The sequence below is a fragment of the Ruegeria sp. ABV4_181 genome (genome assembly GCF_056158465.1).
Window position 1 is genome coordinate 1 of record NZ_JBSWTI010000006.1, and the last position, 22,432, is coordinate 22,432.

The 22,432-nt window shown below is 59.5% G+C and carries 16 protein-coding genes, 2 tRNA genes and 1 pseudogene; 8 read left to right on the forward strand and 11 right to left on the reverse strand.

The features are described 5' to 3' along the window. The 8 genes from ACXAC3_RS19635 to ACXAC3_RS19670 form a co-directional block, all read right to left on the reverse strand. Positions 1-1,927 (reverse strand): serine/threonine-protein kinase (locus ACXAC3_RS19635; protein ID WP_475163986.1); only part of this gene is annotated, 1,927 nt, incomplete at its 3' end. 339 nt (positions 1,928-2,266) lie between these two features. Continuing rightward, entirely contained in the window at positions 2,267-3,553 is a 1,287-nt protein-coding gene (locus ACXAC3_RS19640) for a dynamin family protein (protein ID WP_475163988.1), read from the reverse strand. After that, positions 3,550-5,592, reverse strand: coding sequence for a dynamin family protein (locus ACXAC3_RS19645; protein WP_475163990.1), 2,043 nt, complete (start codon positions 5,590-5,592; stop codon positions 3,550-3,552). The genes ACXAC3_RS19640 and ACXAC3_RS19645 overlap by 4 nt, the downstream gene beginning before the upstream one ends. A 67-nt stretch (positions 5,593-5,659) precedes the next feature. Beyond that, positions 5,660-6,520: a hypothetical protein gene (locus ACXAC3_RS19650; RefSeq protein ID WP_475163991.1), complete on the reverse strand. Its 861-nt coding sequence runs from the start codon at positions 6,518-6,520 to the stop codon at positions 5,660-5,662. A gap of 24 nt (positions 6,521-6,544) precedes the next feature. Next, positions 6,545-6,946 carry a hypothetical protein gene (locus tag ACXAC3_RS19655; RefSeq protein WP_475163993.1) on the reverse strand — a complete coding sequence of 134 codons (402 nt, stop codon included), beginning with the start codon at positions 6,944-6,946 and terminating at the stop codon, positions 6,545-6,547. A 21-nt stretch (positions 6,947-6,967) separates the two neighbouring features. Then, the gene (locus ACXAC3_RS19660) at positions 6,968-8,716 is read right to left on the reverse strand and encodes a dynamin family protein (RefSeq protein WP_475163996.1); all 1,749 of its coding nucleotides are present in this window, start codon (positions 8,714-8,716) and stop codon (positions 6,968-6,970) included. An 8-nt stretch (positions 8,717-8,724) separates the two neighbouring features. After that, entirely contained in the window at positions 8,725-10,734 is a 2,010-nt protein-coding gene (locus ACXAC3_RS19665; protein ID WP_475163997.1) for a dynamin family protein, read from the reverse strand. A 2-nt stretch (positions 10,735-10,736) separates the two neighbouring features. Then, on the reverse strand, positions 10,737-11,144 hold the full coding sequence (locus ACXAC3_RS19670) for a hypothetical protein (RefSeq protein ID WP_475164798.1): 408 nt from the start codon (positions 11,142-11,144) through the stop codon (positions 10,737-10,739). A 768-nt stretch (positions 11,145-11,912) separates the two neighbouring features. Between ACXAC3_RS19670 and ACXAC3_RS19675 the strand changes: the two genes are divergently transcribed. Together ACXAC3_RS19675 and ACXAC3_RS19680 are read left to right on the forward strand one after the other, a co-directional pair. Beyond that, positions 11,913-11,997 (forward strand) — tRNA-Leu (locus ACXAC3_RS19675). A gap of 203 nt (positions 11,998-12,200) precedes the next feature. Continuing rightward, positions 12,201-13,820 carry a GMC family oxidoreductase gene (locus tag ACXAC3_RS19680; RefSeq protein ID WP_475163999.1) on the forward strand — a complete coding sequence of 540 codons (1,620 nt, stop codon included), beginning with the start codon at positions 12,201-12,203 and terminating at the stop codon, positions 13,818-13,820. A gap of 84 nt (positions 13,821-13,904) precedes the next feature. Here ACXAC3_RS19680 and ACXAC3_RS19685 read toward each other — a convergent pair. Both ACXAC3_RS19685 and ACXAC3_RS19690 read right to left on the reverse strand, forming a co-directional pair. Further along, positions 13,905-13,981: transfer RNA gene (locus tag ACXAC3_RS19685), tRNA-Pro, on the reverse strand. 113 nt (positions 13,982-14,094) lie between these two features. After that, complete coding sequence (locus ACXAC3_RS19690) at positions 14,095-15,210, reverse strand: THUMP domain-containing class I SAM-dependent RNA methyltransferase (protein WP_475164003.1); 1,116 nt, start codon at positions 15,208-15,210, stop codon at positions 14,095-14,097. 288 nt (positions 15,211-15,498) lie between these two features. Here ACXAC3_RS19690 and ACXAC3_RS19695 point away from each other — a divergent pair, with 288 nt between their 5' ends. From ACXAC3_RS19695 to nqrF, 6 genes are read left to right on the forward strand one after another with little or no spacing between them, the layout of a single operon-like run. Continuing rightward, complete coding sequence (locus ACXAC3_RS19695) at positions 15,499-16,842, forward strand: Na(+)-translocating NADH-quinone reductase subunit A (RefSeq protein WP_475164006.1); 1,344 nt, start codon at positions 15,499-15,501, stop codon at positions 16,840-16,842. 5 nt (positions 16,843-16,847) lie between these two features. Further along, on the forward strand, positions 16,848-18,056 hold the full coding sequence (locus ACXAC3_RS19700) for an NADH:ubiquinone reductase (Na(+)-transporting) subunit B (RefSeq protein WP_475164007.1): 1,209 nt from the start codon (positions 16,848-16,850) through the stop codon (positions 18,054-18,056). Continuing rightward, a complete protein-coding gene (locus ACXAC3_RS19705) occupies positions 18,049-18,876 on the forward strand; it encodes a Na(+)-translocating NADH-quinone reductase subunit C (protein WP_475164009.1) in 828 nt (275 codons plus the stop codon). The genes ACXAC3_RS19700 and ACXAC3_RS19705 overlap by 8 nt, the downstream gene beginning before the upstream one ends. Then, positions 18,876-19,529, forward strand: coding sequence for an NADH:ubiquinone reductase (Na(+)-transporting) subunit D (locus tag ACXAC3_RS19710; RefSeq protein WP_475164010.1), 654 nt, complete (start codon positions 18,876-18,878; stop codon positions 19,527-19,529). Before ACXAC3_RS19705 ends, ACXAC3_RS19710 begins: the two co-directional genes overlap by 1 nt. Continuing rightward, on the forward strand, positions 19,529-20,137 hold the full coding sequence (nqrE, locus tag ACXAC3_RS19715; protein WP_170480069.1) for an NADH:ubiquinone reductase (Na(+)-transporting) subunit E: 609 nt from the start codon (positions 19,529-19,531) through the stop codon (positions 20,135-20,137). Before ACXAC3_RS19710 ends, nqrE begins: the two co-directional genes overlap by 1 nt. A gap of 10 nt (positions 20,138-20,147) precedes the next feature. After that, positions 20,148-21,371, forward strand: a complete 1,224-nt coding sequence (nqrF, locus tag ACXAC3_RS19720) for an NADH:ubiquinone reductase (Na(+)-transporting) subunit F (RefSeq protein ID WP_475164012.1) — start codon at positions 20,148-20,150, stop codon at positions 21,369-21,371. A 44-nt stretch (positions 21,372-21,415) separates the two neighbouring features. On the opposite strand, the pseudogene ACXAC3_RS19725 reads toward nqrF, so the two are convergent. Then, a pseudogene (locus ACXAC3_RS19725) lies at positions 21,416-22,427 on the reverse strand (NAD-dependent epimerase/dehydratase family protein). Positions 22,428-22,432 lie beyond the last annotated feature (5 nt).

Genomic DNA, 22,432 nt, shown 5'->3' on the forward strand with positions numbered 1-22,432 from the left:
TCACCACCGAGGTCCAGCCCTGACCGTCCGCATTGCGCACAGTGAACCCATACCCGTTTTGCAGGCCGACCATACGAATGGCCGGCAGGGCGAGCAGCCCGTTCTGGGCGCGGGTCTTGCCAAGTGGGCGATAACGCGCGGTCACACGGGTATAGCCGTCCGGGTCTACTGCAAGATCGTCCAGCACCTGTGCGGCAAAACTTGCATCCTCGCGTACCGGCTTGCCGTTCAGGGTGTAGATCGCCGCGCCGCGCTGAATCCACTCGCCTATGACCGACATGTCCCGGGCCGGGTCAATACCTGTAACGGCGATGGTGCTGCCGGTCGATGCCCGGCGCTTGGACGTCTGGAACGGTATTTCGACATCCCAGTGCGAGAAGGCAACCTGCGTTTCCGCCAGATTGACCGGGGCGGCAGGGGCAGGTTCGCTGGGTGTGGTTTCGGCTGTCTGGGTTTCAACCTCTTTTTCGACAGCCGGCTGGGCCTGTGTCTGCTCGACAGGCTCTGGCGTGGGTTCTGCTGGCGCCGGTGCAGGGTCGGTTGCTTCGGGCGCGCTTGCAATTTCGGTGGTCTGAGTGACAGGTTCCTCGCGCGGTTCGGCCGCAACCGTTTCACTGGCCGCTTCCGGGGCGGTCAGGGTGGCGCTGTCCTGTTCGGGAATCGTATCGTCGCCGGACATCAGGAAAAACCCGCCAGCGGCCAGACCGGCCACAACGACCGCGACACCGGCAACCATCTTGCCGCTGCCGCCTGATCCGCTTTTGACCACGGTATCGACTGCGACAGGGGCGTCTTCCTTGGGTGTGAACTTGGCCAGTTCATCCTCGTTCTTGTCTTCATTGCCCAAAGCGAGATCTGCATTCCCGGCCAGCAGAGCGGTCACCACCGCTTCGGCATTTTCGCTTTCAGCCTTGATGCGGGCTTTTTCAGCCTCTTCATCCTTGCGGTCCATGGCGACGATCACCGAAACCGGGCGGTGTTCGAACGTGTCGAACATGACGCCGGGACCGCGGAACATGCGCAGCCAGTCCAGCGCGGATTGCAGCCGGTCGGTGGCGTGCACCTCCATCGCCTTGTCGATCGCCTCCAGGAAACCCTTGGGATACCCTTGGAAACGCCCGGCCAGCGGGGCATAGGGATCGTTCTGACCGTTGTTGAAGGCGTTCAGGCGGGTTTGCCCGTCGATCGGACGTTCACCGCTAATAGCGTGGTACAAGGTGGCCGCCAGCACATACAGATCGCTGCTTGGGCCCTGTTCCGAACCACGGACATAGAATTCATGCGGCGAGTAGCCGTCCTTGATCACGCGCAGCGTCAACAGCGCTGCCGACTGGTTTGCCGCCTGTTCCCGCGCGGCGCCAAAGTCGATCAGTACCGGTTCGCCATTCTCGTCGATCAGTATGTTGTCGGGGGAAATGTCGCGATGCAACATGCCGCTCTGGTGGATGAAAGACACCGCCGACAGCATCTTTTCCGTGACCTGAACGATAAAGTCAGGACCTGCGTCGGTATTGGAGTCCTCGACATAGTCCAGCAGGTCGCAGCCCTTGATGAAATCCATCGCGATATAGGCGGTGTCGTTGTCCTCGAACACCTGATGAACGTCGACGATGTTCGGATGCACCAGCCGGGCGTGGTTGCGGGCTTCCTGGATGAACAGATCGATGATGGCGCGCAAATCGGCCTTGTGGGCCGGATCGGCCGGTTCGACCATGTCGCCGTTGCGGTGGCACAACGCGCTTGGATAGCATTCCTTGATTACAACGTCGCGCTCCAGGCTGTCGCGGGCCAGATAGGTGATCCCGAACCCGCCATTGCTGAGAAAGCGCAGGATTTCATACTGACCGCGCAGCAGCTTGGCGCCGGGTTGAAGTCCTTCAATTTTCGGTTCGTCGTGCGTAGCACCGACAGCCTGGTTGTGGCTCATTTCTTTCCGCCCGTTCTGATCGTTTTGCGGTTTTTCTAACTGGGCCGATCGCCCGCGAACTCACAACCAAACACAACCGCAGGACACTTGCAGACGGTTAGACGGTTCAAATTTGACTTTATTGGGGCCGCCTGATGGCTTCACTAAGGACCCTATTTGTCGAATATCTATATATAGGGGTGTGGTGTGCCAGAGTGACAACATATAGATTTTTCGGGTCTGGAATTTGCGGACTGAACGGCCAATTCCACCCGCTTGGTCAACGGATTCGAAACAATAGCGACTCGATTCTGGGCACATCGAATCGCGATCCAGGGACTCAATTTTAACGAGAAGTATTCAGGTTCCGGTTTTGGCCCGGATCGAATCCACCCGGCTACCGGCCCAGGCGAGGTTGTCGCTGAGCTGCGCAAGGATGCTGATTGCGTCCTTCAACGGGGCGTCGCCGCTTTCGAATTGCAAGAGCAACAGCAGGTCCGTGGCTTTTTCGAACTCACCGGGAATCCAGTCTGCCTGAGGATCGATTTCGTCGCCCTGTTCCAGCCGCTCGGCAAAGTCTTCGACGATCTCCTGGCACGCATGCAGGAACGCCGCAGGCTCGATGTCGGAAGATTCGCGAAGGTCTTCGTAGATGCTTGCAATCGCGGCCAGCCAGTCTTCGAGGATCGGGTTTTCCAGCGGCGGCAGCGCACCTTCCAGCGTCGCCTGCATCGACGGCATATCTGGCTGAGACGGCTCGACCGGGGGCAAATCCAGCGTTTCCATGAAAGGCAGGAAATCCTGTTTCAGATCGGCCCGCGCAGCGTCGAGGTCGCTTTGACGGCGGTTCGACGCAATGTTCAGCACCTGTTCGGCCAGATCCTGACCACCGCAGGTCTCCCACAGTGCAAAATCCGGTTCCGGCTCCTGGGCCATGGCGCGGACGGCAACCGGTGTGCCAATCGGCACGACGGCGCGGAACAAATCGCCTTTTTCCTTGTTCAGCCGGCTCAGGACGCGGTCCAGCGCGTCACGGACCGGCGGCAGGTCCGTATGGGTGACGGCCAGCAGGCTGTTGGCGCGCAATTCGGCCGGGACCTGCGTCCACAGATGACGCTCGGTCTCGCGCCATGCGTTGGTTCCGTTTGTGCACCAGATCGCGCAGTCGACAAATTTCAGCAGGTCCAGAGTGGGTTTGTAGGTATCGTCCAGCGCGCCCGAACCCGGCAGGTCGAACAGCGAGATTTCTTTCAGGGCAGGGGTGTTCAACCCGACCGAGATGAAATCAGGATTGTCGCCTGCCGCCTTTTCCAGCGCAATGCCGGAATACACTTTGGGTTCCTTGCCCCACCAGCCCACCGTCGTTTCCGGTGTCTCGGCATAGGCGACGATGACCAGAGGCAGTTTGAGGTGCTGTGGGCCCGTGGGCAGAATGTCCGCACCCGCCAGCATATTGGCAAGGCTTGACTTCCCGGCACCGAATTCCCCGGCGAAACCGATATTGACCGCATTGGACAGTCGCTCGGCATGGGCCAGTGCGCGGTCGCGCATCTCGTCCAGCGCCGCGTCGGCGGGCAGGTTTTCGGTTGCGGTCAGGAAGCGCTCGAGTTGTCTCACTTCCTGTTCGGTTCCGGGAAATTCAATCATTCCGCAGCCTCTGTTAATCTTTTGTCCACATAGTCCGCCGCATATACGGCGCCCAGTTCGTCAGCAATCCGCTGCGCCTGGTCATAGGCCGATTGCGCTTCGGCTTTTGCGTTGGTTTCGCCGCTTCCGCTCCGGTGTTCAAGATGTCCGGCCAACAAAGCCAGATAATGGTCCAGAACTGTGGTCAGACGTTCCATCAGATCACCACGTGCGGTGTCGACCAGATCGTCGCCAATCATCTCGAATTCCTGGACGATCATGCGCTCGGCACGGGCCACCACGCTTTTCCGCGAAATCAGACGCGACAACCAGTTGACCCGCAATTCAACAGTGATCCCGCGTGTCAGCGCTGTGGTGTCGGGGCGGAACCAACGCACGGCGCTGGTGTTCATCCGGTTGTCGGCAGGGTCCTGCCAGCCGGGCAGAGCCCGCAGGGCGGCGTTGCTTTGCATGTCGATCGCATAAAGCTCGCTGAGCATTCTTTGGCGTACCACCTGCGTGGCCCCCTGCACAAGCTCGCGCATGCGGTCCCGCAACGGGGTGAAATTCAGCTCGGTCTCACCCCCCTTGGCCAACAAGGGCGAAGCGCCGTTCGGACCCCGAACCACGGCCGATACGGCCTCGGCCACCGTGTCGTCCATGACGCCGCGCAGATTGGCGAGGACCTCGTCCATGTCACCGACAATATCGGAGGTTTTTTGGGTGACGAGCGCGCGCAGCTCTGCCAGCGTCTTGTCGTTTTCGTCGGTATTCTCGGCTGCGGGGCTCGACTCGTCTTCGATCACCCGCAGATGGGCTCTGGACCGTTCCAGTTCGCCCTGCGCGAAACTGTTCAGATGCTGCCATGCCATGCGCAGCTGCTCTTCGCGGGGACCATCGGTCAGGGCATTGGTGACGTGCCGGCGCAGGTCCGGCAGACCCGAGGCGATCATTGCGGCAAACCGCAACACGCCTTCGCGGCTGATCGGACCGGGCCCCTGTTTGATCTCTTCCACGCCGTCCAGATATTGCTTCATCTGTTCCGGATGTGCCCGCAACCATGCGAGGACGTGATCGTGGTTCACACCGGTTTCGTCACCGGTCAGGGCATAATGCGCCCATTGGGCGCTGCCCATCAATACGTCGATGTCCGAATTCCCCAGTGCCTTTTCAAGACCGTCCATCACATCGGCACGCACCTTGCCCGCGTCGTCGGCGCCGCCGCCCAGCTCATCAACACGGTTGATGAACACGACAATCTGGCCCAGCTCCAGCGCCTGCATCAGGCGGAACAGTTTCAGGTCGGCCCGTGACAACGCCTGATGGGCGGACAGAACCACCACAAAGAAATCGGATTCCTTGAGGTACTGGCGCGAGATTTCTTCGCGGATCAAAAGCGGGTCATTGACGCCCGGCGTGTCAGTGACCGTCAGCGGAAACGGGAAATGGCCGATGTCAAAATAGACCTCGGCCTTGCGGGTGATGTCACTGTAAAGACCGCGATCCGAGCCCGGATCATGGCCGCCTTCTTCGGTCGGGTCGTCGCCAGCACAGACATAACGGGCCAGATCATCCGATGTCAGCTGATCCAGATCGTGATGCTGGCCCAACAGGTGTTTATAGCTTTCGCCCAGACGCAGCTTGGCGCGGGTCTTCATCGCCTCGACCTGTTCCTCGATCATCTCGCGCTTATAGCTGTCCTCGTCATCCGGGAACATGTTGCGCAGTTCTTCGCCCTCAGCGATCAGTGCCTGCCACTGGCGGTTGTCGAAGAAATGGAACTCGGCACCTGCGGTCCGCCCCGAAGGGTGTCCGAAATGCATGTCGGTGATCACCGTCGTCCAGGGGTTCACATCCGACGGCAGGTATTCGGCCTGACCGGTGAACCCGTTGATCAAACGGGATTTGCCCGCCTTGATCTGCCCGACAAAGGCGATGGACGGCTTCAGGTTGGAAAGATCGCTGACGATGCGCGAAATGAACTGGCGGGTCTCGTCATTGCTGACCCCGTTCATGTCTTCAGCGATGCGAATTAACTCGCGACGATTGTTTTCACTCATAAACCTTACCCTGGTAACTTGTAATCACGGTTTGAATTAATCGAAAAATTGAACAGTAGGGGCGGTGTCATCCGTCCGGTCCCGTCAGAGCTTTCCACAGATTGACGACCGCACCCAGCTTGCGCGCTTCGTGGACGGCCATCGCAAATTGTTCGCCATCGCGCAGGATGGCCAAACCGGCGCCTTTCCCGCCGGACGGTCGCAACACGATCAGTTGCGGGTGGTCAAGGGCCGCGGCCGCGTCACCATCCCAGCCTGCCAGATCGCGTGCAAAACGGCCCAGCAGGCCCTGATCGGGATGCAGTGGCTTGCCTTTTGCGCAGGTGCCATCCAGCCGGAGCGTCACGCCATCGGTTCCTTCGGCCAGAACCCGACCCTGCGCAAACCGTTCAGACCCCTCGTAGAAGTTGGTGGCCAATCCTTCGGCCGGGGCATCCTGACCTTCATCCGCTTCTTCCGGGGCGGCGTCGGCGACGATTGAGATCACCGGCTCGGCAGGCAGTTCGATCCCTTCGCAGGCGCTTTCGATCTCGCTGAAGGTTATGCCAACGTCGTCGGCTTCCAGCGCGGTGTCCGGTTGCAGCGAAATCAGCTCAAGCGGCGCCGGCGCGGCGGCGATGTCGGACACCAGCCTGGCAAGCTTGCCCGCCAGTTCCTCACGCGATTCGGTTTCGAAATCCGGGGCGACACCGGACTGAACCCGGAACACATCCGTCACGCGCGAACTGTTGACTTCAATCGCCAGACAATCGCCGTTTGCTGCGGTGAATTCCAGACGCCGCGGCAGGATCGTGCCGCGAATTGTGCGCAAAACTTTTTCACGCCGTATCAGCGCGGTCTCACCCGACACGGTGACCGCCGGATTCAGGCGGGCAACGGAAGAACGCCCGATGTCATCGAGCATGTCGAGTATGTCTGTGTCCATCATGCCGCGACCCCCCTCTGGTCCCGTCTAAACCGCGGCCGCAACCGGCCCCAGGCTGAGATGTGATTTTGTCAGCGCCAACCCGACATTGGCACTGTTGCGACAGATGTAGCAGACCACATGATCGGGATATTCCCGGGTCCGCAAAAAGATATTCAGCCGGTCCTTGGAAAACACGGCGATCTCTCCGAAACCCGGGTTGTCCGTATCTTCCGCACCAGCGTCGCGCAGCAATTCCTCGAACGCTTTGACCCCTTTCCCCTGAAAAAGGTTAGCCACGGCGACGGCCACGCTGTCCAGAACAGCAGCGTTTTCGGGGTCAGAGGTGTTGGCCCCCAGCAACATACCCGTTTCCATGTCGACATACCCGGCTGCAACACAGTCGGGTATGGTCTGGATCGCGGTGCTGAGGGCGGCTTCGATAGTCATGTTTTCGACCCGGATATTGTTCTACGACACATGCCATTCCGCTCCGCCGTTGTCCGTGGCTTTCGGCACCGGCCGGACCGTTTCTTTGGTTTGGCGGGCGAAATGCTCGGCGGCGATCTGGTCAAACTCTTCCAGGAACGCCTGGAACACTTTTTTCAAACCCTCGGAATCGTCGGGCAGTTCCTCGTCCTCGACAATCCCCCGCCACATGGCTGCAGCGCTCAGAGGGGACCCGGCGGGGACGTTCAGCAATTCCTCCAGCGCGTCGCCGTTTTTGGCTGATGGTTCGGCGGCGTCCGCGCCATTTCCGTTCTTCAGCGGCACGACCTGAATATCCACAAGGCCGCTGGTTTCGGGTTCCGGCTCGTATTCGTCCTCGGACCCTGCCGACTGCTCTGCCATCAGGGCTGTGATCGACGACACGGAATCGTCCACGCGCGACTCTTCGGGCAGATCCGATACCGGCTGATCCCGTTCCGGTTCATCCGCCAGCCTGCTTTCCAGCGAGGTCATGAAGGCGTGGGATTCCTCTGGCTCCGGTTCGTCCTGCGCCTGATCCGCATCGGACAGCAGGTTGAGATCGTCGTCCAGATCGTCCTCGTCCAGTTCATCGTCATCCAGCAGGTCGAATTCGTCTTCGTCCTGCATCGATTCCACATGGTCGGCCAGGTTCAGCGGCTGGCTGGTGGAATCCCGGAAGAACGCGCGCAGATCATCTTCCTCCGGTTCCGCGATCGGTTCCGTGGTCTCGGCATTAGCCGCCATTTCAGCGCGCAGGCGCTCGGCCTCTTCCGCGTCGATACGTTCGGCGCGTTCGGTTTCTTCGCTGCGGCGTTCGACCCGCGCGGGGCGGACCGGAAAGCTTGTAACGACTTCGTTGTCCGCATCAGGTTCGGAGTTTTCAACCGGGTTGACCAGCTTCAGCGGCGCGGGCCCCTCGACCGTGTCGGCGTTCCGTTTTGGGCGCATCGGATGCACGCGCGCACCCTCGGACAAGCTGTTGTCGATCTGATACCGGGCCAGCAGATCGGCGCGGTTGTCCATGATCTGTTCTGTGATCTCAAGAAAGCTGTCGACCATCTTGCCGCCACCGCTGCGCGTCCAAAGCTCGGCATCGCCGCTTTTGTCACGCGCCGTAATCGCGTCCCGGGCGGAAAACAGGATCGATCTGTTGAACAGGTGGCCCGCCTCGCGGTTGACCCTGCGCAGCACTTTCTGCCGATCCTTCGGCCCCAGCACATCGGCGCGGGTCACCAGCAGCAACGAATTGTGCTGCAACCGTTCCGGCAGCGACACCCAGGTCGCCCGCTCGGTTTCGCGCCAGGCTTGCGTCGCATGCGTGCACCAGAGCACGCCATTGGCCTGTCCGACGGCACGACGCCAGACATCGGTGGAAATCTTGGGATCGGAAATACCGGGCGTGTCAATCAGGTCAACCGCTTCCAGAATATCGGATTCCAGGAAGATGCGCACAAACTGGGCGTCGTTCACACCAACGGATTCAAGCTGCTCCAAACTGATATTTTCACGTGTACCATCAGGACGCTGGACATAGGCCGATTGCCGGCCCCAGCTGAACCACACAGGCGGCAGTTGCGTGGCGGTGACTTGAGTTGGCAGCGCATGCGAGCGCAGCAGAAAATTCATCAGCGTCGACTTACCGGCGCTGAACTCTCCCATAAGTGCAAAGACCGGCTTGCGGCGGGACCACTGCTCGATGCGTTCCCATGCCTTGGGTGAGACGAAGCGGGTTTGTGAATCTTTTGCCATATCGCTACTTATGCTGCCTCGTTACTAAGATCTTTCAGGATGTCGCCCAGAATGTCGTCGCGCGATTTCTTGGGCGCCATCCCCGCCATCAGGGCGGCCTGGTTCGGGTCCTGCTCGGCAGATGCCGAAATGCTCAGCAGGGTTTCTTTCTGCTCGCGCAGAAAATCGGCCAGCCCGGCCCGGACGTTTTCCAGCACAGCCGCAATCTGGTTTTCTTCGATATCCTTGGTGATCGAGTTCGCCTCGGACGCAATCAGGCGCGTGTAATCGGCGGCATAAGCCTCGAACCCTTTACGGCGCTGCCACCAGCGGCGCCACCATGTGCTTTGAAGGTCCAATGCTATGGTGCGTCCGATGCCGAGCGGCGGCGGAACCCGCGGCACGATCGGAGCTTCGATACTGAACTCGCCCAGATGGTTGCCCAAAAGCTTCTGGTAAAGCGCCTCGATATCTGCGGCGGCGGCGTTGTAAAGCGCACCGGCCTCTTTGCGCATTGCGCGGGCAAAACTGAAATAGGCCGCCTTTTGCAGCGTGCGCAGCCCGGCGGGGTCGTATTGCCAGGTGCCCTGTTCGCCATTCTGTTCCAGATGGGCAATCAGTGAATCCGTCGCCCGTTTGACAAAGTTGGTCTCGGCTGAATTCAACCGCTCCAGCACTTTCTCGCGCAGCGATTTGGTCAGCGCGACGGCCTTCTTTTCGTATTCCTCGGCAACCCTGGCGATCGCCTCTTCCGGAGAAATGCCATCCAGGTCGCGCACCACGCCCTCGCCGTCAGACAGGTTTTTCGCCACTGCCGTGGCGCGAATCTGGCTGGCGATATTGCGTGCCCGGTGGCGTACCCGGTCCAGCAGTCGGGTGCCCGCGCCCTCGGCGATGCGTTCGTTCATCGCAAGCAACAGATCCGGCAAACCAGACAGCGCCCAGATTTTGTCCAGCGACGGGGCCTGGTCACCGAAACCGGCGGCCAGATAGAAGGTGTTCAGCGCCTCGCGGGATTCCTCGGTCAGAATGTCAGGGTTCCCGGTCAGCGCAGCCTCGGCCCAGAGCGCGCTGCCGAAGACGACACTGGTATTGGTGTCGATGTTGTTCTGTTTCAGCGTGTCCTGAATTCGGTCGCGGATTTCAGGCACCTGGTTGACCGGGTCCGCCAACTCGTCGATCCGGTTCACAAACAGGATGATCTGCCGGTTCTCGAACTGTGCGATGATCCGCATCAGCGCCATGTCCATTGTGGTCAGGGCCTGGCTTGCGGCCAGAACAACAACGCAGACCTCGGACCCACGCAAGCTGCGCAGCGTGATCTGTTCGCGCACCATGAAGGTATCGTTCACGCCGGGCGTGTCACAGAGTCTCAGTGAAATCGGATATTGCGGAATGTCCATGTACAGTTCCGCCGATTTGGTGACATCGGCAAAGCGCCCGGTCTTGGGATTGATATCCGGGTCGTCATCATCACCCAGACAGACATAGCGCTGGATCAGCTCTTCGTCGAAATAGTCGTATTGATGGCTCTGGCCCAGGATCAGGTCGAAATGCTGACCCAAGCGGGCTTCGGATTTGGTCTTCATCTCACCGATCTGGCGGCGGATGTCTTCCATCTCGTCATCGGCACCGGCCCGGTTGGCCAATTCGCCCAGACGGCCGCCCCCGACCATCAGATTGTCCCATTCTTCCTGTTCGAAGAAGGTGAACCGGGCCCGCTTGTCGCCCTCGGTCCGAGTGTTGATGTTCAGCGTGGTCACGACCGAGGTCCACGGGTTCACATCCGACGGCAAAAGAGCGGGGCGCCCGGCCAGAATGTTCACAATCGAGGATTTGCCCGCCTTCACCTGACCAACCAGCGTAACGCTGGCGGTAAAGTTTTCCATGCGCGTCTTGAGGGTCGCCAGACGCGCCGAGGAGCGCGCATCCGCCACCTCTGTCAGTTGGTCTATCTGTGTCGACAGCGAAGTGATGGCCGAGGTCATCGGCGCCAGCGCTTCGTTGCCGACGGACAGCAGGTGGTCGTTGCGGGCCATGGTCAGCCTCCGGTTCCTGTGGCGGCGATGTGGGTTTGAACCTGACCGTCGGGGGTGCTGGTCAGGGTGTCGATACGGGCAATCAGGTTCAGTGCATTGCCCAGAATCGCGGCTTCGGCCCCCGGCGAGATCGACTCATATGCGCGGGAATCGGCAAGCACTTCGATCGAACGGAACCGCTCGCTGTTTTCCAGACAGGCAACGCGGCGTCCGGTCGGGAAACCGGCGGATTTGGTCTCGGGCAGCGGCATACGGGAATTCGCCAACAGGTAGTGGCCCCCGGAATGAGTGCGCAGCGAAACGCCGAATCCGGTGTTCGGGTGTTCACGGTTCAGGGATTTCAGTTCCCCAAGAAAACTTTCACGGGCAAGACCGATGGCGTCTTGCTCAGCAGCAGCGGAGTTCATCATATTGGTCACGGCTAAGACCCTTGTACTGGAGTTGAGCAACAAACTCGTACGGTGCCCAAAGGCAAAAAAGACTCATTAACTCCCATCCCCCATCAACTACTGGCAAGGCGGTGTTATTTTGACGCGAATAAGATTTTTTGGCGTTTGAAATGTGGCGCAATTGTGATCGTCGATCCGTCAGGCACTTCAACCCTTAGGGGAAACGCTGCCTTCAGATTTCCGAGGTAAGGGCGAAAGAGAGCGGAGTGGAGAGTGACATCAACAACCGGATTTGCTTCGCCAGATGCAAGATTAGCCATTTGTAAAACAAAGGAAACATCTCCTTGTGCCGCAAGAATGCTTAGAAAAGTCTGAAACCGTAGCAAAATGAAATTGGCCGTGATCCAACGTCATTCGATTGGGCGGTCAGCGCGCCAACCTCCTGTCACTCAACGTAAAGGGGTTTAGCTTCGGGGTGCTCGGAATCGTGAAATCTATCTAAAGCGCGAACAACAATCTGCTGAAGTTCCACCGCCAACAAGGGTTCGGATTGTTGCGAATTTCCTTGTTAAAATGAATACGGGCATTTGGGACAGAATGTACACAACCATCTCCGGTACGTTCGGGCGCGCGACTCGACGCAACCCTTGCAACAGACCGGGCATACAGCCGCTTTTGCAGCGTCGTGAAGGTCTGATCAATAATCTTGCGGGCACGCGATTTTCCCTCTCGCGCTTGTTCGCAAGCTTTGTTATTGAGCGCGTCAGTCCGGCGCGTTTGGCCGGAAATGCGGGTGTGGCGAAATTGGTAGACGCACCAGATTTAGGTTCTGGCGCCGCAAGGCGTGGGGGTTCAAGTCCCTCCACCCGCACCATCTTTTTCCAGTAGAAGCAATAATGCGGCCCGGCGCCCTTGATCCGCGAGACGGGTTCAGCCGGTGTGAAAACAATGTGACGTCCCGTCAGGGTAAAGGCCGTGACTTGGAACAAGCCCCGGGCGACAGTAACAATTTCATATCCGAACCCGCAGTGTCGCTGCTGACGGTGCACGGTAGTTACGGCCACAGGGAGGAAACCGATGCAGTATGACTATGTGATTGTCGGCGGGGGTTCGGCCGGATGTGTACTTGCCAACCGGCTGAGCGAGGACCCGGCAGTCACGGTATGCCTGCTGGAAGCGGGCGGGCAGGGGAACAGCCTGCTGGTGCGCATGCCCGCCGCCGTTGTTGCCATGCTGCCGGGCAAACCCGTCAAGTTGAACAACTGGGCTTTTGAGACGGTCGCCCAGCCGGGCCTGAACGGGCGCAAGGGGTATCAGCCGCGCGGTAAAGCCTTGGGTGGATCCAGTGCGATCAATGCGATGCTGTATGTCCGCGGCCAGCGTCAGGACTATGACGCATGGGCAGAGCTTGGGTGCGAGGGGTGGGACTGGGACAGTGTGCTGCCCTATTTCAGGAAATCCGAAAACAACGAGCGTGGCGGCGATGACCTGCACGGGGATTCCGGGCCGTTGCAGGTGTCGAACCAGAAAGAACCCCGCCCAATCACAAAAGACTTCGTCGAAGCGGCCAAACAACTGCAAATCCGCGAAACGCAGGATTTCAATCGCGGCGATAACGAGGGTGTGGGCCTCTATCAGGTCACGCAATTCCACGACAAGGCCAAGAATGGCGAGCGTTGCTCGGCGGCAGCGGCATATCTGTTTCCGGTCATGGACCGCCCGAACCTGACGGTGATCGCCCAGGCCCATGCCAGCGGGCTGAGGTTTGACGGAAAGCGCGCGACCGGCGTCATCTATAAAAAGGACGGCAAGGGAGGGGATATCGAGGTCACCGCGACCTGCGAGGTCCTGCTGTGCAGCGGCGCCCTGAAAACCCCGCAACTGCTGCAACTGTCGGGGGTCGGTGATCCGAAGGATCTGGAAAAACACGGTATTCAGGTACGGCACGCCCTTCCGGGTGTGGGCAAGAATCTTCAGGACCACATGGACTTTACGCTGGCCTACAAAACCAGCGACACGGACAATTTCGGCATCGGCCCGGTAGGCAGCGTCAAATTGGTGGGTCATCTGAATCGCTGGCGCAAGACCGGAGTGTCGATGGCGGCCACATGCTTTGCCGAAGGCGCGGCTTTCCTGAAAACATCGTCCGATCTGGACCGGCCGGACATTCAGCTTCATTTCACGATCGCGTTGGTGGACGACCATTCGCGCAAGCTGCATTATGGCTACGGCTTTAGCTGCCACATCTGCAAACTGCGCCCGGAAAGCCGCGGCACCGTGACGTTGAACAGTACGGATCCCTTCGACACACCAGCCATTGATCCCGCCTTTCTTTCCGATCCGCGCGACCTGCAAACGATGATCGCGGGTGCCCGCTTGACGCGCGATATTCTGGAAGCGCCGGCTCTGGCAAAATACCGCAAGCGCGAGATGTTCGGAACGGAAACCGCCAGCACGGATGCGGATTGGGAGCAGCATATCCGAGCCCGCGCCGATACGATCTATCACCCTGTCGGGACCTGCAAGATGGGGGTGGATGACATGGCGGTGGTCGACCCTCAACTGCGCGTGCGCGGCCTGGAAGGTCTGCGGGTGGTTGACGCGTCGATTATGCCGAACCTGATATCCGGCAACACCAACGCACCCACGATGATGATTGCCGAGAAAGCGGCCGATCTGATCAAGGAGGCGCAGTGAATATTTCGCTGATAATGACGCCCGTAATCTGAAGGTTGCGCGCGCCCTTCAAACAAAAAGGCGCCCAAGGGCGCCTTGTTTTATTGGTCGGAGTGAGAGGATTCGAACCTCCGACCCCTGCCTCCCGAAGACAGTGCTCTACCAGGCTGAGCTACACTCCGACCGTGGCGGGTGATCTATACCCGGGGATTTGGATGTGCAAGGGGGTTTTTGCGCCGTTTTTTGGAATTGGTGCTGGACGCTGAAACGACTGTTTGGGATCACTCATACCTTGTCAGGAAAGGCGATCTGTTCTGTACAGCCGGATCTTTGTGCCGCCATGATCCACCACCGGTCCGGCGGGCAGCAGCGGCAGGCGCGTCGCACGGGCAAGCGACGGGTTACTGGTGACGATTCCGGCCCGCCAGCCGGAAAACTTGTTCATCAAGACCTTGCCGAGACTTCCGTAGAGGGAGCGCAGGCGCTTTTCATCCCCGATTCTCGCGCCGTAAGGGGGGTTGACGATGACGAGCCCGACCGGTCCGGGCGGCGGTTTTATGTCGCTCACCGACCGGCACAGAAAGCTTGTGGCCGGGGCGACACCTGCGCGCTCTGCATTTGTGGCGGCGGCCTCGACCGCTCCGGCGTTTCGGTCGGACCCGTAGAATTGCACGCTTGAATCTGACAGGGGGTGCCCTTTTTTCAGGGCTTTCCAGGCCAGCGGATCGAAACCCTGCAAGTCTTCAAAGGCAAACTCGCGGGTGCGTCCGGAATTCAGCCCAAGGGCGATCTCGGCAGCTTCGATGACAAAGGTGCCGGAACCGCACATCGGGTCCAATACGGGTTCCGATCCGTCAAATCCGCATTCGCGCAGGAACATCGCCGCCATCGTCTCGCGCATGGGGGCTTTGGCGATGGCCGGTTTGTGGCCGCGCTTGTGCAGGGGCTCTCCGGATGTATCGACGGAAAAGGTGCAGATGTCCTTTTCGATACGCAACAGGACACGCAGACGTGCCTCGGACGAGATCGGCGCGCCCAGCGTTTCCGAAATTGACTGCTCGACCCGCTGACGTGCAGCGCCGGCGTGATAGATCCGGGATTTGCGGCTGGTGGCTTCGACTTTGACCGGGATGTCGGGTCTAAGAACGTCAGCCCAGGGGAACTTGCGGGCCCTCTTGTCCAGTTGCGCAAGATGAACCGCCGGGAAACTGCCGATGCGGACCAGAACCTTGTTGGCACCGCGCAGGCACAGATTGGCGCGCCAGACCTCGGACCAGCCGCCACGACAACTGACGCCGCCGGGCAGAACTTTAGCCCCGGCGAATCCCTGTTCGGCGGCTTCGGCGAGCAGGGGGGCCTCCAGCCCCGGCGTTGCCACCAGGAAGATTTCAAGATCGTTGGTCGGTTCCATCCGCGCTGCTTATACCGGAAGTCTTCCAGGTGCGACATGCAATTTCGGTTGCCCAAAATCTGATAACTTCAAAGGAAAGTGACATAGAAAGGCCAATTTAGGCGGTAACGGGTTTGCGTTTGGCACCATCCCCGCGTAAAGGGTCCCCAATCAGAGGGACGCCCGCGGATTTCGAACGCAATTCGACGCTTTTGCGACGACTGTTTGAAAAACCCGCGCTATTGTCTGACCCTGAAAGGGTGTCGGCATAGCTGGCGCAGGTAAAGAGGCTTGGAAGACCGTAGCGACATGCAAACTTTCAAACTGAAAAAAGGGTTGGAGTTGCCGGTGCAGGGTGCGCCGGAGCAAACCATCCATCCGGGGCCTGAATTCAAGTCTGTCGGCGTTTTGGGGGGCGACTACCTCGGCCTGAAGCCGCGCATGCTGGTTCAGGAAGGGGACGAGGTTCAGCGTGGTACGCCGCTGTTCTGCCACAAGGACGCGCCCGAGGCGATGATGGTCGCACCGCTCAGCGGCAAGGTCGTGGCAATCAATCGCGGTGCGCGCCGCGTTTTGCAAAGCGTCGTGATCGAGGTTTCGGATGCCAATGACGCCGGGCTGGACTTCTCGGCCGCAGGCGATGCCGACAGTGCCGAAGGCGTGACTGCCAAATTATGTGCGGCCGGATTGTGGACAGCGTTCCGCACGCGCCCCTATTCCAAGATGCCTGAACCGGGCACCCAGCCGGCTGCGATTTTCGTGACCGCGATGGACAGCGAGCCTCTGGCAGGGGATGCCAGCGTTATCATCAATAACGCGGGTGAGGCTTTTGCTGCGGGTCTGGCTGCGGTTTCCAATCTGACCGAAGGCAAGACTTACCTGTGCCACCAGGACGGAGACACGGTTCCCGGGTCCGATCTGCCGGGTATCGAGGCGGCGGCGTTTTCCGGCCCGCACCCGGCCGGGCTGGCCGGAACCCATATCCATTTCCTTGAACCTCTGGCGGGTGACAAGCAGGTCTGGACCATAGGCTATCAGGACATCATCGCGATTGGCCGCCTGATGCAGACCGGTCATCTGGACCCCAATATCGTCATCGCACTGACCGGACCCGGCGCCCGGCAGCCGCGGTTGATCCGTACCGTCATGGGCGCCTCGACCGAGGATCTGACGCGGGACGAGGTCGACCTCGACGGCACCCCGCGGATTATCTCGGGTTCGGTTCTGTCGGGCCAGCAGGCTGATGGCCCGACCGCCTATCTGGGGCGTTTTGCCCGCCAGATCACCATCATCCGCGAGGATCCCGATCAGATCCCCATGGGTTGGATCCGGCCGATGCCGTCGAAATTCGCGGTGCAACCGGTGCTGGGCTCGGCCTTTGCCAAAAAGCTTTACGCCTTCACCAGCAACCTCAATGGCGGTCGCCGCGCCATGGTGCCGACCGGCACGTTCGAAGAACTGATGCCGCAGGATTACCTGCCGACGCAGCTGCTGCGCGCTCTTTTGGTGATGGATACCGACACCGCGCAGGCGTTGGGTGCGCTGGAGCTGGACGAAGAGGATCTGGGCCTTGTGGGCTTTGCCTGTCCGGCCAAATATGAATACGGGCTGGCGCTGCGCGACTGCCTGACCAAGATTGAAAAGGAGGGCTGAGCCACATGGGTTTGCGCAGCTTCTTTGACCGGATCGAGCCGAACTTTACCAAGGGCGGCAAGTACGAAAAGCTTTTCCCCATCTACGAGATGGTGGAAAGCTTCATCTACACTCCGAAAACCGTCACCTCCGTCGCCCCTCATGCGCGGTCCTATGTGGATATGAAGCGGATCATGACCTATGTCGTGATCGCCACGATCCCCTGCATCCTGTGGGGAATGTGGAACACCGGCTATCAGGCGAACACTGCCATTGCCGCGCTGGGTCCGGACTCGGCCACGGGCTGGCGCATTGCCCTGTTGCAGATGTTCGGCATTTCGCTGGACCCGTCCAGCATCTTTGCCAACGTCATGCACGGGTTGTTGTACTTCCTGCCGATCTACATCGTAACACTGGTCGCAGGTGGTATTTTCGAGGTCATCTTCGCCACCGTTCGCGGGCATGAAGTGAACGAAGGTTTCCTTGTTACCTCAATGCTCTACACGCTGATCATGCCCGCAACCACGCCCCTGTGGCAGGTGGCTTTGGGCATCATCTTCGGCGTTGTGATCGGCAAAGAAGTATTTGGCGGCACCGGCAAGAACTTCCTCAACCCGGCCCTTGTGGGTCGCGCCTTCCTGTATTTCGCCTATCCCGCGCAGATGTCGGGGGACGCGGTCTGGACACCGGTTGACGGGTTTTCCGGCGCAACGGCCCTGGCGGTATCGGCCGCCGACGGAATGCAGGCGCTGGCCGCCGAGGGCATCACCTGGTGGAGCGCCTTCTACGGTACCATTCAGGGCAGCTTTGGTGAGACCTCGACATTGGCTTGTATCGTTGGTCTGGCCTTCCTTCTGGTGACAAAAATTGCCAATTACCGCCTGATTCTGGGCTGTCTGGCCGGAACGATTGTATTTACCTGGCTGCTGAACCTGATCGGGTCGGACACCAACCCGATGTTTGCGATGCCCTGGTACTGGCACGTTGTTCTGGGTGGGTATGCCTTTGGTCTGGCCTTCATGGTCACGGAACCGGTCTCGGCCAGCCATACCAATCTGGGGCGCTATATCTATGGTGCGCTGATCGGTGTCATGGTTGTGTTGATCCGCGTGGTGAACCCGGCCTTCCCCGAAGGCATGATGCTGGCCATTCTGTTCGGCAACGTCTTTGCACCGCTGATCGACTATTTCGTCGTGCAGGCAAACATCAAACGGAGGGCGCGTCGCCATGTCTGATCCGCAATCCCCAGATAACAACGACGCCCCGAAAGGCGCGATTGGCAGATTTCTGGCCGCCTCGCCGGATTCCGTCGGCAAGACAATCATTGTTGCCGTCGCTGTGTGCCTTGTCGCCTCGATGGTCGTATCGGCCGCCGCGGTCAGCCTGCGCCCTGTACAGGAAGCCAACGCGCTGAAGGACAAGCAGGTCAACGTTTTGCAGGTGGCCGGTGTCTATGAACCCGGCATCAACGTGACCGAAGCCTTCGCCGCGTTCGAGCCGCATGTTCTGGAACTGGCCACTGGCGAGTTTGTCGATGATCAGTTCGACCCGGCCACTTTCGACGATCAGGCAGCGGCCAGCGATCCCGAACTGAGCGTTGCGCTGGCGGACGACCCGGCAGGGATCGGCCGTCAGGCCAGGTACCGGGTGATCTATCTGCTGCGCGACGATGCGGGTGATCTGGACAAGGTGATCCTGCCGCTGCACGGCTATGGTCTGTGGTCCACGCTCTACGGCTTTATCGCGCTGGAAAACAACGGCAACGATATTTTCGGCCTGCAGTTCTATCAGCACGGTGAAACACCCGGTCTTGGCGCCGAGGTGGATAACCCGCGCTGGAAAGCGCTGTGGAGTGGCAAGAAACTGCGCGACGAGGCCGGCGATCTGCAAATCACCGTCGCCAAGACGCAACCCGCCGCAGGCCCCGATTATTACGTCGACGCGCTGGCCGGTGCCACGCTCACCTCGGTCGGGGTCGATAATCTGGTGAAATTCTGGATGGGTGATGCGGGCTATGGCCCCTTCCTGGCCAAACTGCAAGCAGGAGAGTTCTGATGTCCCAGACAAGGAAAGAGCTGCTGGTCGATCCGCTGGTCGACAATAACCCGATCACCTTGCAGGTGCTGGGCATCTGCTCGGCGCTGGCGGTGACCTCGTCGCTGCAGGTGGCCTTCGTGATGGCGCTGGCGGTGACCTTCGTGACCGGTTTTGCCTCGATGTTCATCTCGATGCTGCGCAATCAGATCCCGGGTTCGATCCGGATCATCGTGCAGATGGTGATCATCGCCTCGCTGGTGATCCTGGTGGACCAGATCCTCAAGGCCTATGCCTTCCAGATTTCCAAGACACTCTCGGTTTTCGTCGGCCTGATCATCACCAACTGCATCGTGATGGGCCGCGCCGAGGCATTCGCCATGAAGAACCCGCCAATGGCTTCGTTCATCGACGGCGTCGGCAACGGTCTGGGCTACGGCCTGATCCTGATGCTGGTGGGTTTCATCCGCGAGTTGTTCGGTTCGGGCAGCCTGTTCGGTGTCACCATCCTGCAGACCGTCAACAATGGCGGCTGGTACGTGCCCAACGGTCTGTTGCTGCTGCCACCGTCGGCCTTCTTTGTGATCGGCCTGCTGATCTGGGCTTTCCGTACCTGGAAGCCGAACCAGGTCGAAGAACGTGAATACAAAATCCAGCAGGTAGAGGCGCACTGATGGAAGGGCTTATCTCTCTGGCCGTAAAGGCTATTTTTGTCGAAAACCTTGCGCTCAGCTTCTTTCTTGGCATGTGTACCTTCATCGCCGTGTCCAAGAAGATTTCGACCGCGCTGGGTCTGGGGATTTCGGTGATGCTGGTGCAGGCTATCACCGTGCCGACGAATAACCTGCTGCTGAACTACCTGCTCAAGCCGGGCGCGCTGGCCTGGGCCGGTTTCCCGGATGTGGACCTGACATTCCTCGGCCTGATCTCGTATATCGGTGTGATCGCGGCGATGGTTCAGATCCTGGAAATGATCCTCGATAAGTATTTCCCGCCGCTTTACAACGCGCTGGGGATTTTCCTGCCGCTGATCACTGTGAACTGCGCCATTCTGGGTGGTTCGCTGTTCATGGTGGAGCGCGATTACAACTTTGCCGAGGCTGCGACGTACGGCCTGTCTTCCGGCTTTGGCTGGGCGCTGGCGATCACCGCGATGGCGGGCGTGCGCGAAAAGCTTAAATATTCGGACATTCCCGACGGCCTGCAGGGTCTGGGTATCACCTTCATCACCGCTGGGCTGATGGCGATGGCCTTCATGTCCTTCTCGGGCGTGAAGCTGTAAGGAGGGGTCAATGGAAACGTTTAGCCTTGGCGTAATCCTTTTCACGCTGATCGTTCTGGCGCTGGTCGGTATTATCATGGCGGCACGCTCGCGCCTTGTTTCGACCGGCAATGTCAACATCACCATCAATGGCGAAAAGACCATTTCGGTCCCGGCCGGTGGCAAGCTGCTGCAAACGCTGGCGGCGGAGAAACTGTTCGTCCCGTCGGCCTGTGGCGGTGGCGGCACCTGTGCTCAGTGTCGGGTGCGGGTGCATTCTGGCGGCGGGTCGATCCTGCCGACCGAGGAGAGCCATATCACCAAGCGCGAAGCCTCCTGCGGCGATCGCTTGTCCTGTCAGGTGGCGGTCAAGCAGGACATGGACATCGAGGTTCCCGAAGAGGTCTTCGGCGTCAAGAAATGGGAATGCACGGTTCGTTCGAACGACAATGTTGCAACCTTCATCAAGGCGCTGACACTGGACCTTCCGGAAGGCGAGGACGTGAACTTCCGCGCCGGTGGCTACATCCAGATCGAAGCGCCCGCACACCAGTTGAAATACACCGATTTCGACGTGCAGGAGGAATACCGCGAGGACTGGGACCGCTTCAATCTGTGGCAGTACGAGTCGGTTGTTGCCGAGCCGATCGAACGCGCCTATTCGATGGCCAACTACCCGGACGAGAAGGGCATGATCATGCTCAATGTCCGGGTAGCGTCGCCGCCTCCGGGGTCTGACGGAATTCCACCGGGTCAGATGTCATCCTACATCTTCAACCTGAAGCCGGGTGACAAAGTGACGATTTCGGGTCCGTTTGGTGAGTTCTTCGCCCGCGAGACCGAAAAAGAGATGGTCTTTATTGGCGGTGGTGCTGGTATGGCACCGATGCGCAGCCACATCTTCGACCAGCTCAAGCGTCTTGAGAACCGCAACCGCAAGATCAGCTTCTGGTACGGCGCGCGTTCGAAGAAAGAGATGTTCTTTGTCGAAGATTTCGACACGCTGGCCAAGGAATTTGACAATTTCGAATGGCATGTCGCCCTGTCGGATGCGCAGCCCGAGGATGACTGGAAAGGCTATACCGGCTTTATCCATAACGTTCTGTTCGAGGAATATCTCAAGAACCATCCCGCGCCCGAGGATTGCGAGTTCTACATGTGTGGCCCGCCGATCATGAACCAATCGGTCATCAATATGCTGCTGGATCTGGGCGTGGACCGCGAAGACATCATGCTCGACGATTTCGGCGGGTAAAAGACCAAAAACCGGCGCTGTTGCGCCGGTTTTTTCTATTCGGGCTATTGGTAGTATTCCCGATACCAGGCGACAAATTCCTTCATGCCCGTCGCGATATCCGTTTCGGGTTTATAGCCGGTCAGGCTTTGCAGCAAACTGGTATCTGCCCATGTAGCGGGCACATCCCCTTTTTGCATCGGCAAATAGTTTCGCACGGCCTGCTTGCCGAGCGCCCGTTCGATCGCTTCGATAAAGTCCAGCAGGAGGACTTTGTCGGAATTGCCGATATTGACGACGCGGAACGGCGCAACTGGTGACAGGCTGTCGCCCTCGGCGATGTCATCTCTGCTTTCGGGGCGAACCGGAACCGCGTCGATCAGCAGGCGGATCCCACGTACCAGATCGTCGACATAGGTAAAGTCGCGATACATATCGCCGTTGTTGTAGATGTCGATGGGCCGGTCGTTCAGGATGGCGTCGGTGAATTTGAAATAGGCCAGATCGGGGCGCCCCCAGGTGCCGTAGACGGTGAAGAACCGGAACATGGTCGTCGGCAGGTTCCACAAATGGGCGTAGGAATGGGCCATCGCCTCATTGGCTTTTTTCGTGGCTGCATAGATCGTCAGTTGATTGTCGGCCTTGTCGGTTTCGGCAAAGGGCATGTCCTCATTCGCGCCATAGATCGAGGATGTCGACGCCATCAGCAGATGCTCGACCTTGTGCTGTCGGGCCACCTCCATCACGTTGAAGGTGCCGACGACATTCGAACTCGACATAGCTGCGCGGGTTTTCCAGGCTGTAGCGTACACCGGCCTGCGCGGCGAGGTGCACGATCACTTCGGGCTGGAACTCATCCGCGACCTGCAACAGGCGGTCGTTGTTTTCCAGCAGGTCCTCGCTGGCCGTGAAACCGGGCGTTTGCAGCAGCATCTGGTGACGGCGACGTTTGAGCGTGACGTCGTAGTAATCCGTCATCCCGTCATAGCCATGCACGCGAAACCCTTCGGACAGCAGGCGCTTCGCAAGGTGAAACCCGATAAATCCGGCGGTGCCGGTAACCAGAACCCGTTTCATTCAAC

Coding starts and splice junctions, on each gene's coding strand:
- ACXAC3_RS19640 (WP_475163988.1), bottom strand. CDS start 3,553: ATGATTGAATTTCCCGGAACCGAACAGGAAGTGAGACAACTCGAGCGC.
- ACXAC3_RS19645 (WP_475163990.1), bottom strand. CDS start 5,592: ATGAGTGAAAACAATCGTCGCGAGTTAATTCGCATCGCTGAAGACATG.
- ACXAC3_RS19650 (WP_475163991.1), bottom strand. CDS start 6,520: ATGATGGACACAGACATACTCGACATGCTCGATGACATCGGGCGTTCT.
- ACXAC3_RS19655 (WP_475163993.1), bottom strand. CDS start 6,946: ATGACTATCGAAGCCGCCCTCAGCACCGCGATCCAGACCATACCCGAC.
- ACXAC3_RS19660 (WP_475163996.1), bottom strand. CDS start 8,716: ATGGCAAAAGATTCACAAACCCGCTTCGTCTCACCCAAGGCATGGGAA.
- ACXAC3_RS19665 (WP_475163997.1), bottom strand. CDS start 10,734: ATGGCCCGCAACGACCACCTGCTGTCCGTCGGCAACGAAGCGCTGGCG.
- ACXAC3_RS19670 (WP_475164798.1), bottom strand. CDS start 11,144: ATGATGAACTCCGCTGCTGCTGAGCAAGACGCCATCGGTCTTGCCCGT.
- ACXAC3_RS19680 (WP_475163999.1), top strand. CDS start 12,201: ATGCAGTATGACTATGTGATTGTCGGCGGGGGTTCGGCCGGATGTGTA.
- ACXAC3_RS19690 (WP_475164003.1), bottom strand. CDS start 15,210: ATGGAACCGACCAACGATCTTGAAATCTTCCTGGTGGCAACGCCGGGG.
- ACXAC3_RS19695 (WP_475164006.1), top strand. CDS start 15,499: ATGCAAACTTTCAAACTGAAAAAAGGGTTGGAGTTGCCGGTGCAGGGT.
- ACXAC3_RS19700 (WP_475164007.1), top strand. CDS start 16,848: ATGGGTTTGCGCAGCTTCTTTGACCGGATCGAGCCGAACTTTACCAAG.
- ACXAC3_RS19705 (WP_475164009.1), top strand. CDS start 18,049: ATGTCTGATCCGCAATCCCCAGATAACAACGACGCCCCGAAAGGCGCG.
- ACXAC3_RS19710 (WP_475164010.1), top strand. CDS start 18,876: ATGTCCCAGACAAGGAAAGAGCTGCTGGTCGATCCGCTGGTCGACAAT.
- nqrE (WP_170480069.1), top strand. CDS start 19,529: ATGGAAGGGCTTATCTCTCTGGCCGTAAAGGCTATTTTTGTCGAAAAC.
- nqrF (WP_475164012.1), top strand. CDS start 20,148: ATGGAAACGTTTAGCCTTGGCGTAATCCTTTTCACGCTGATCGTTCTG.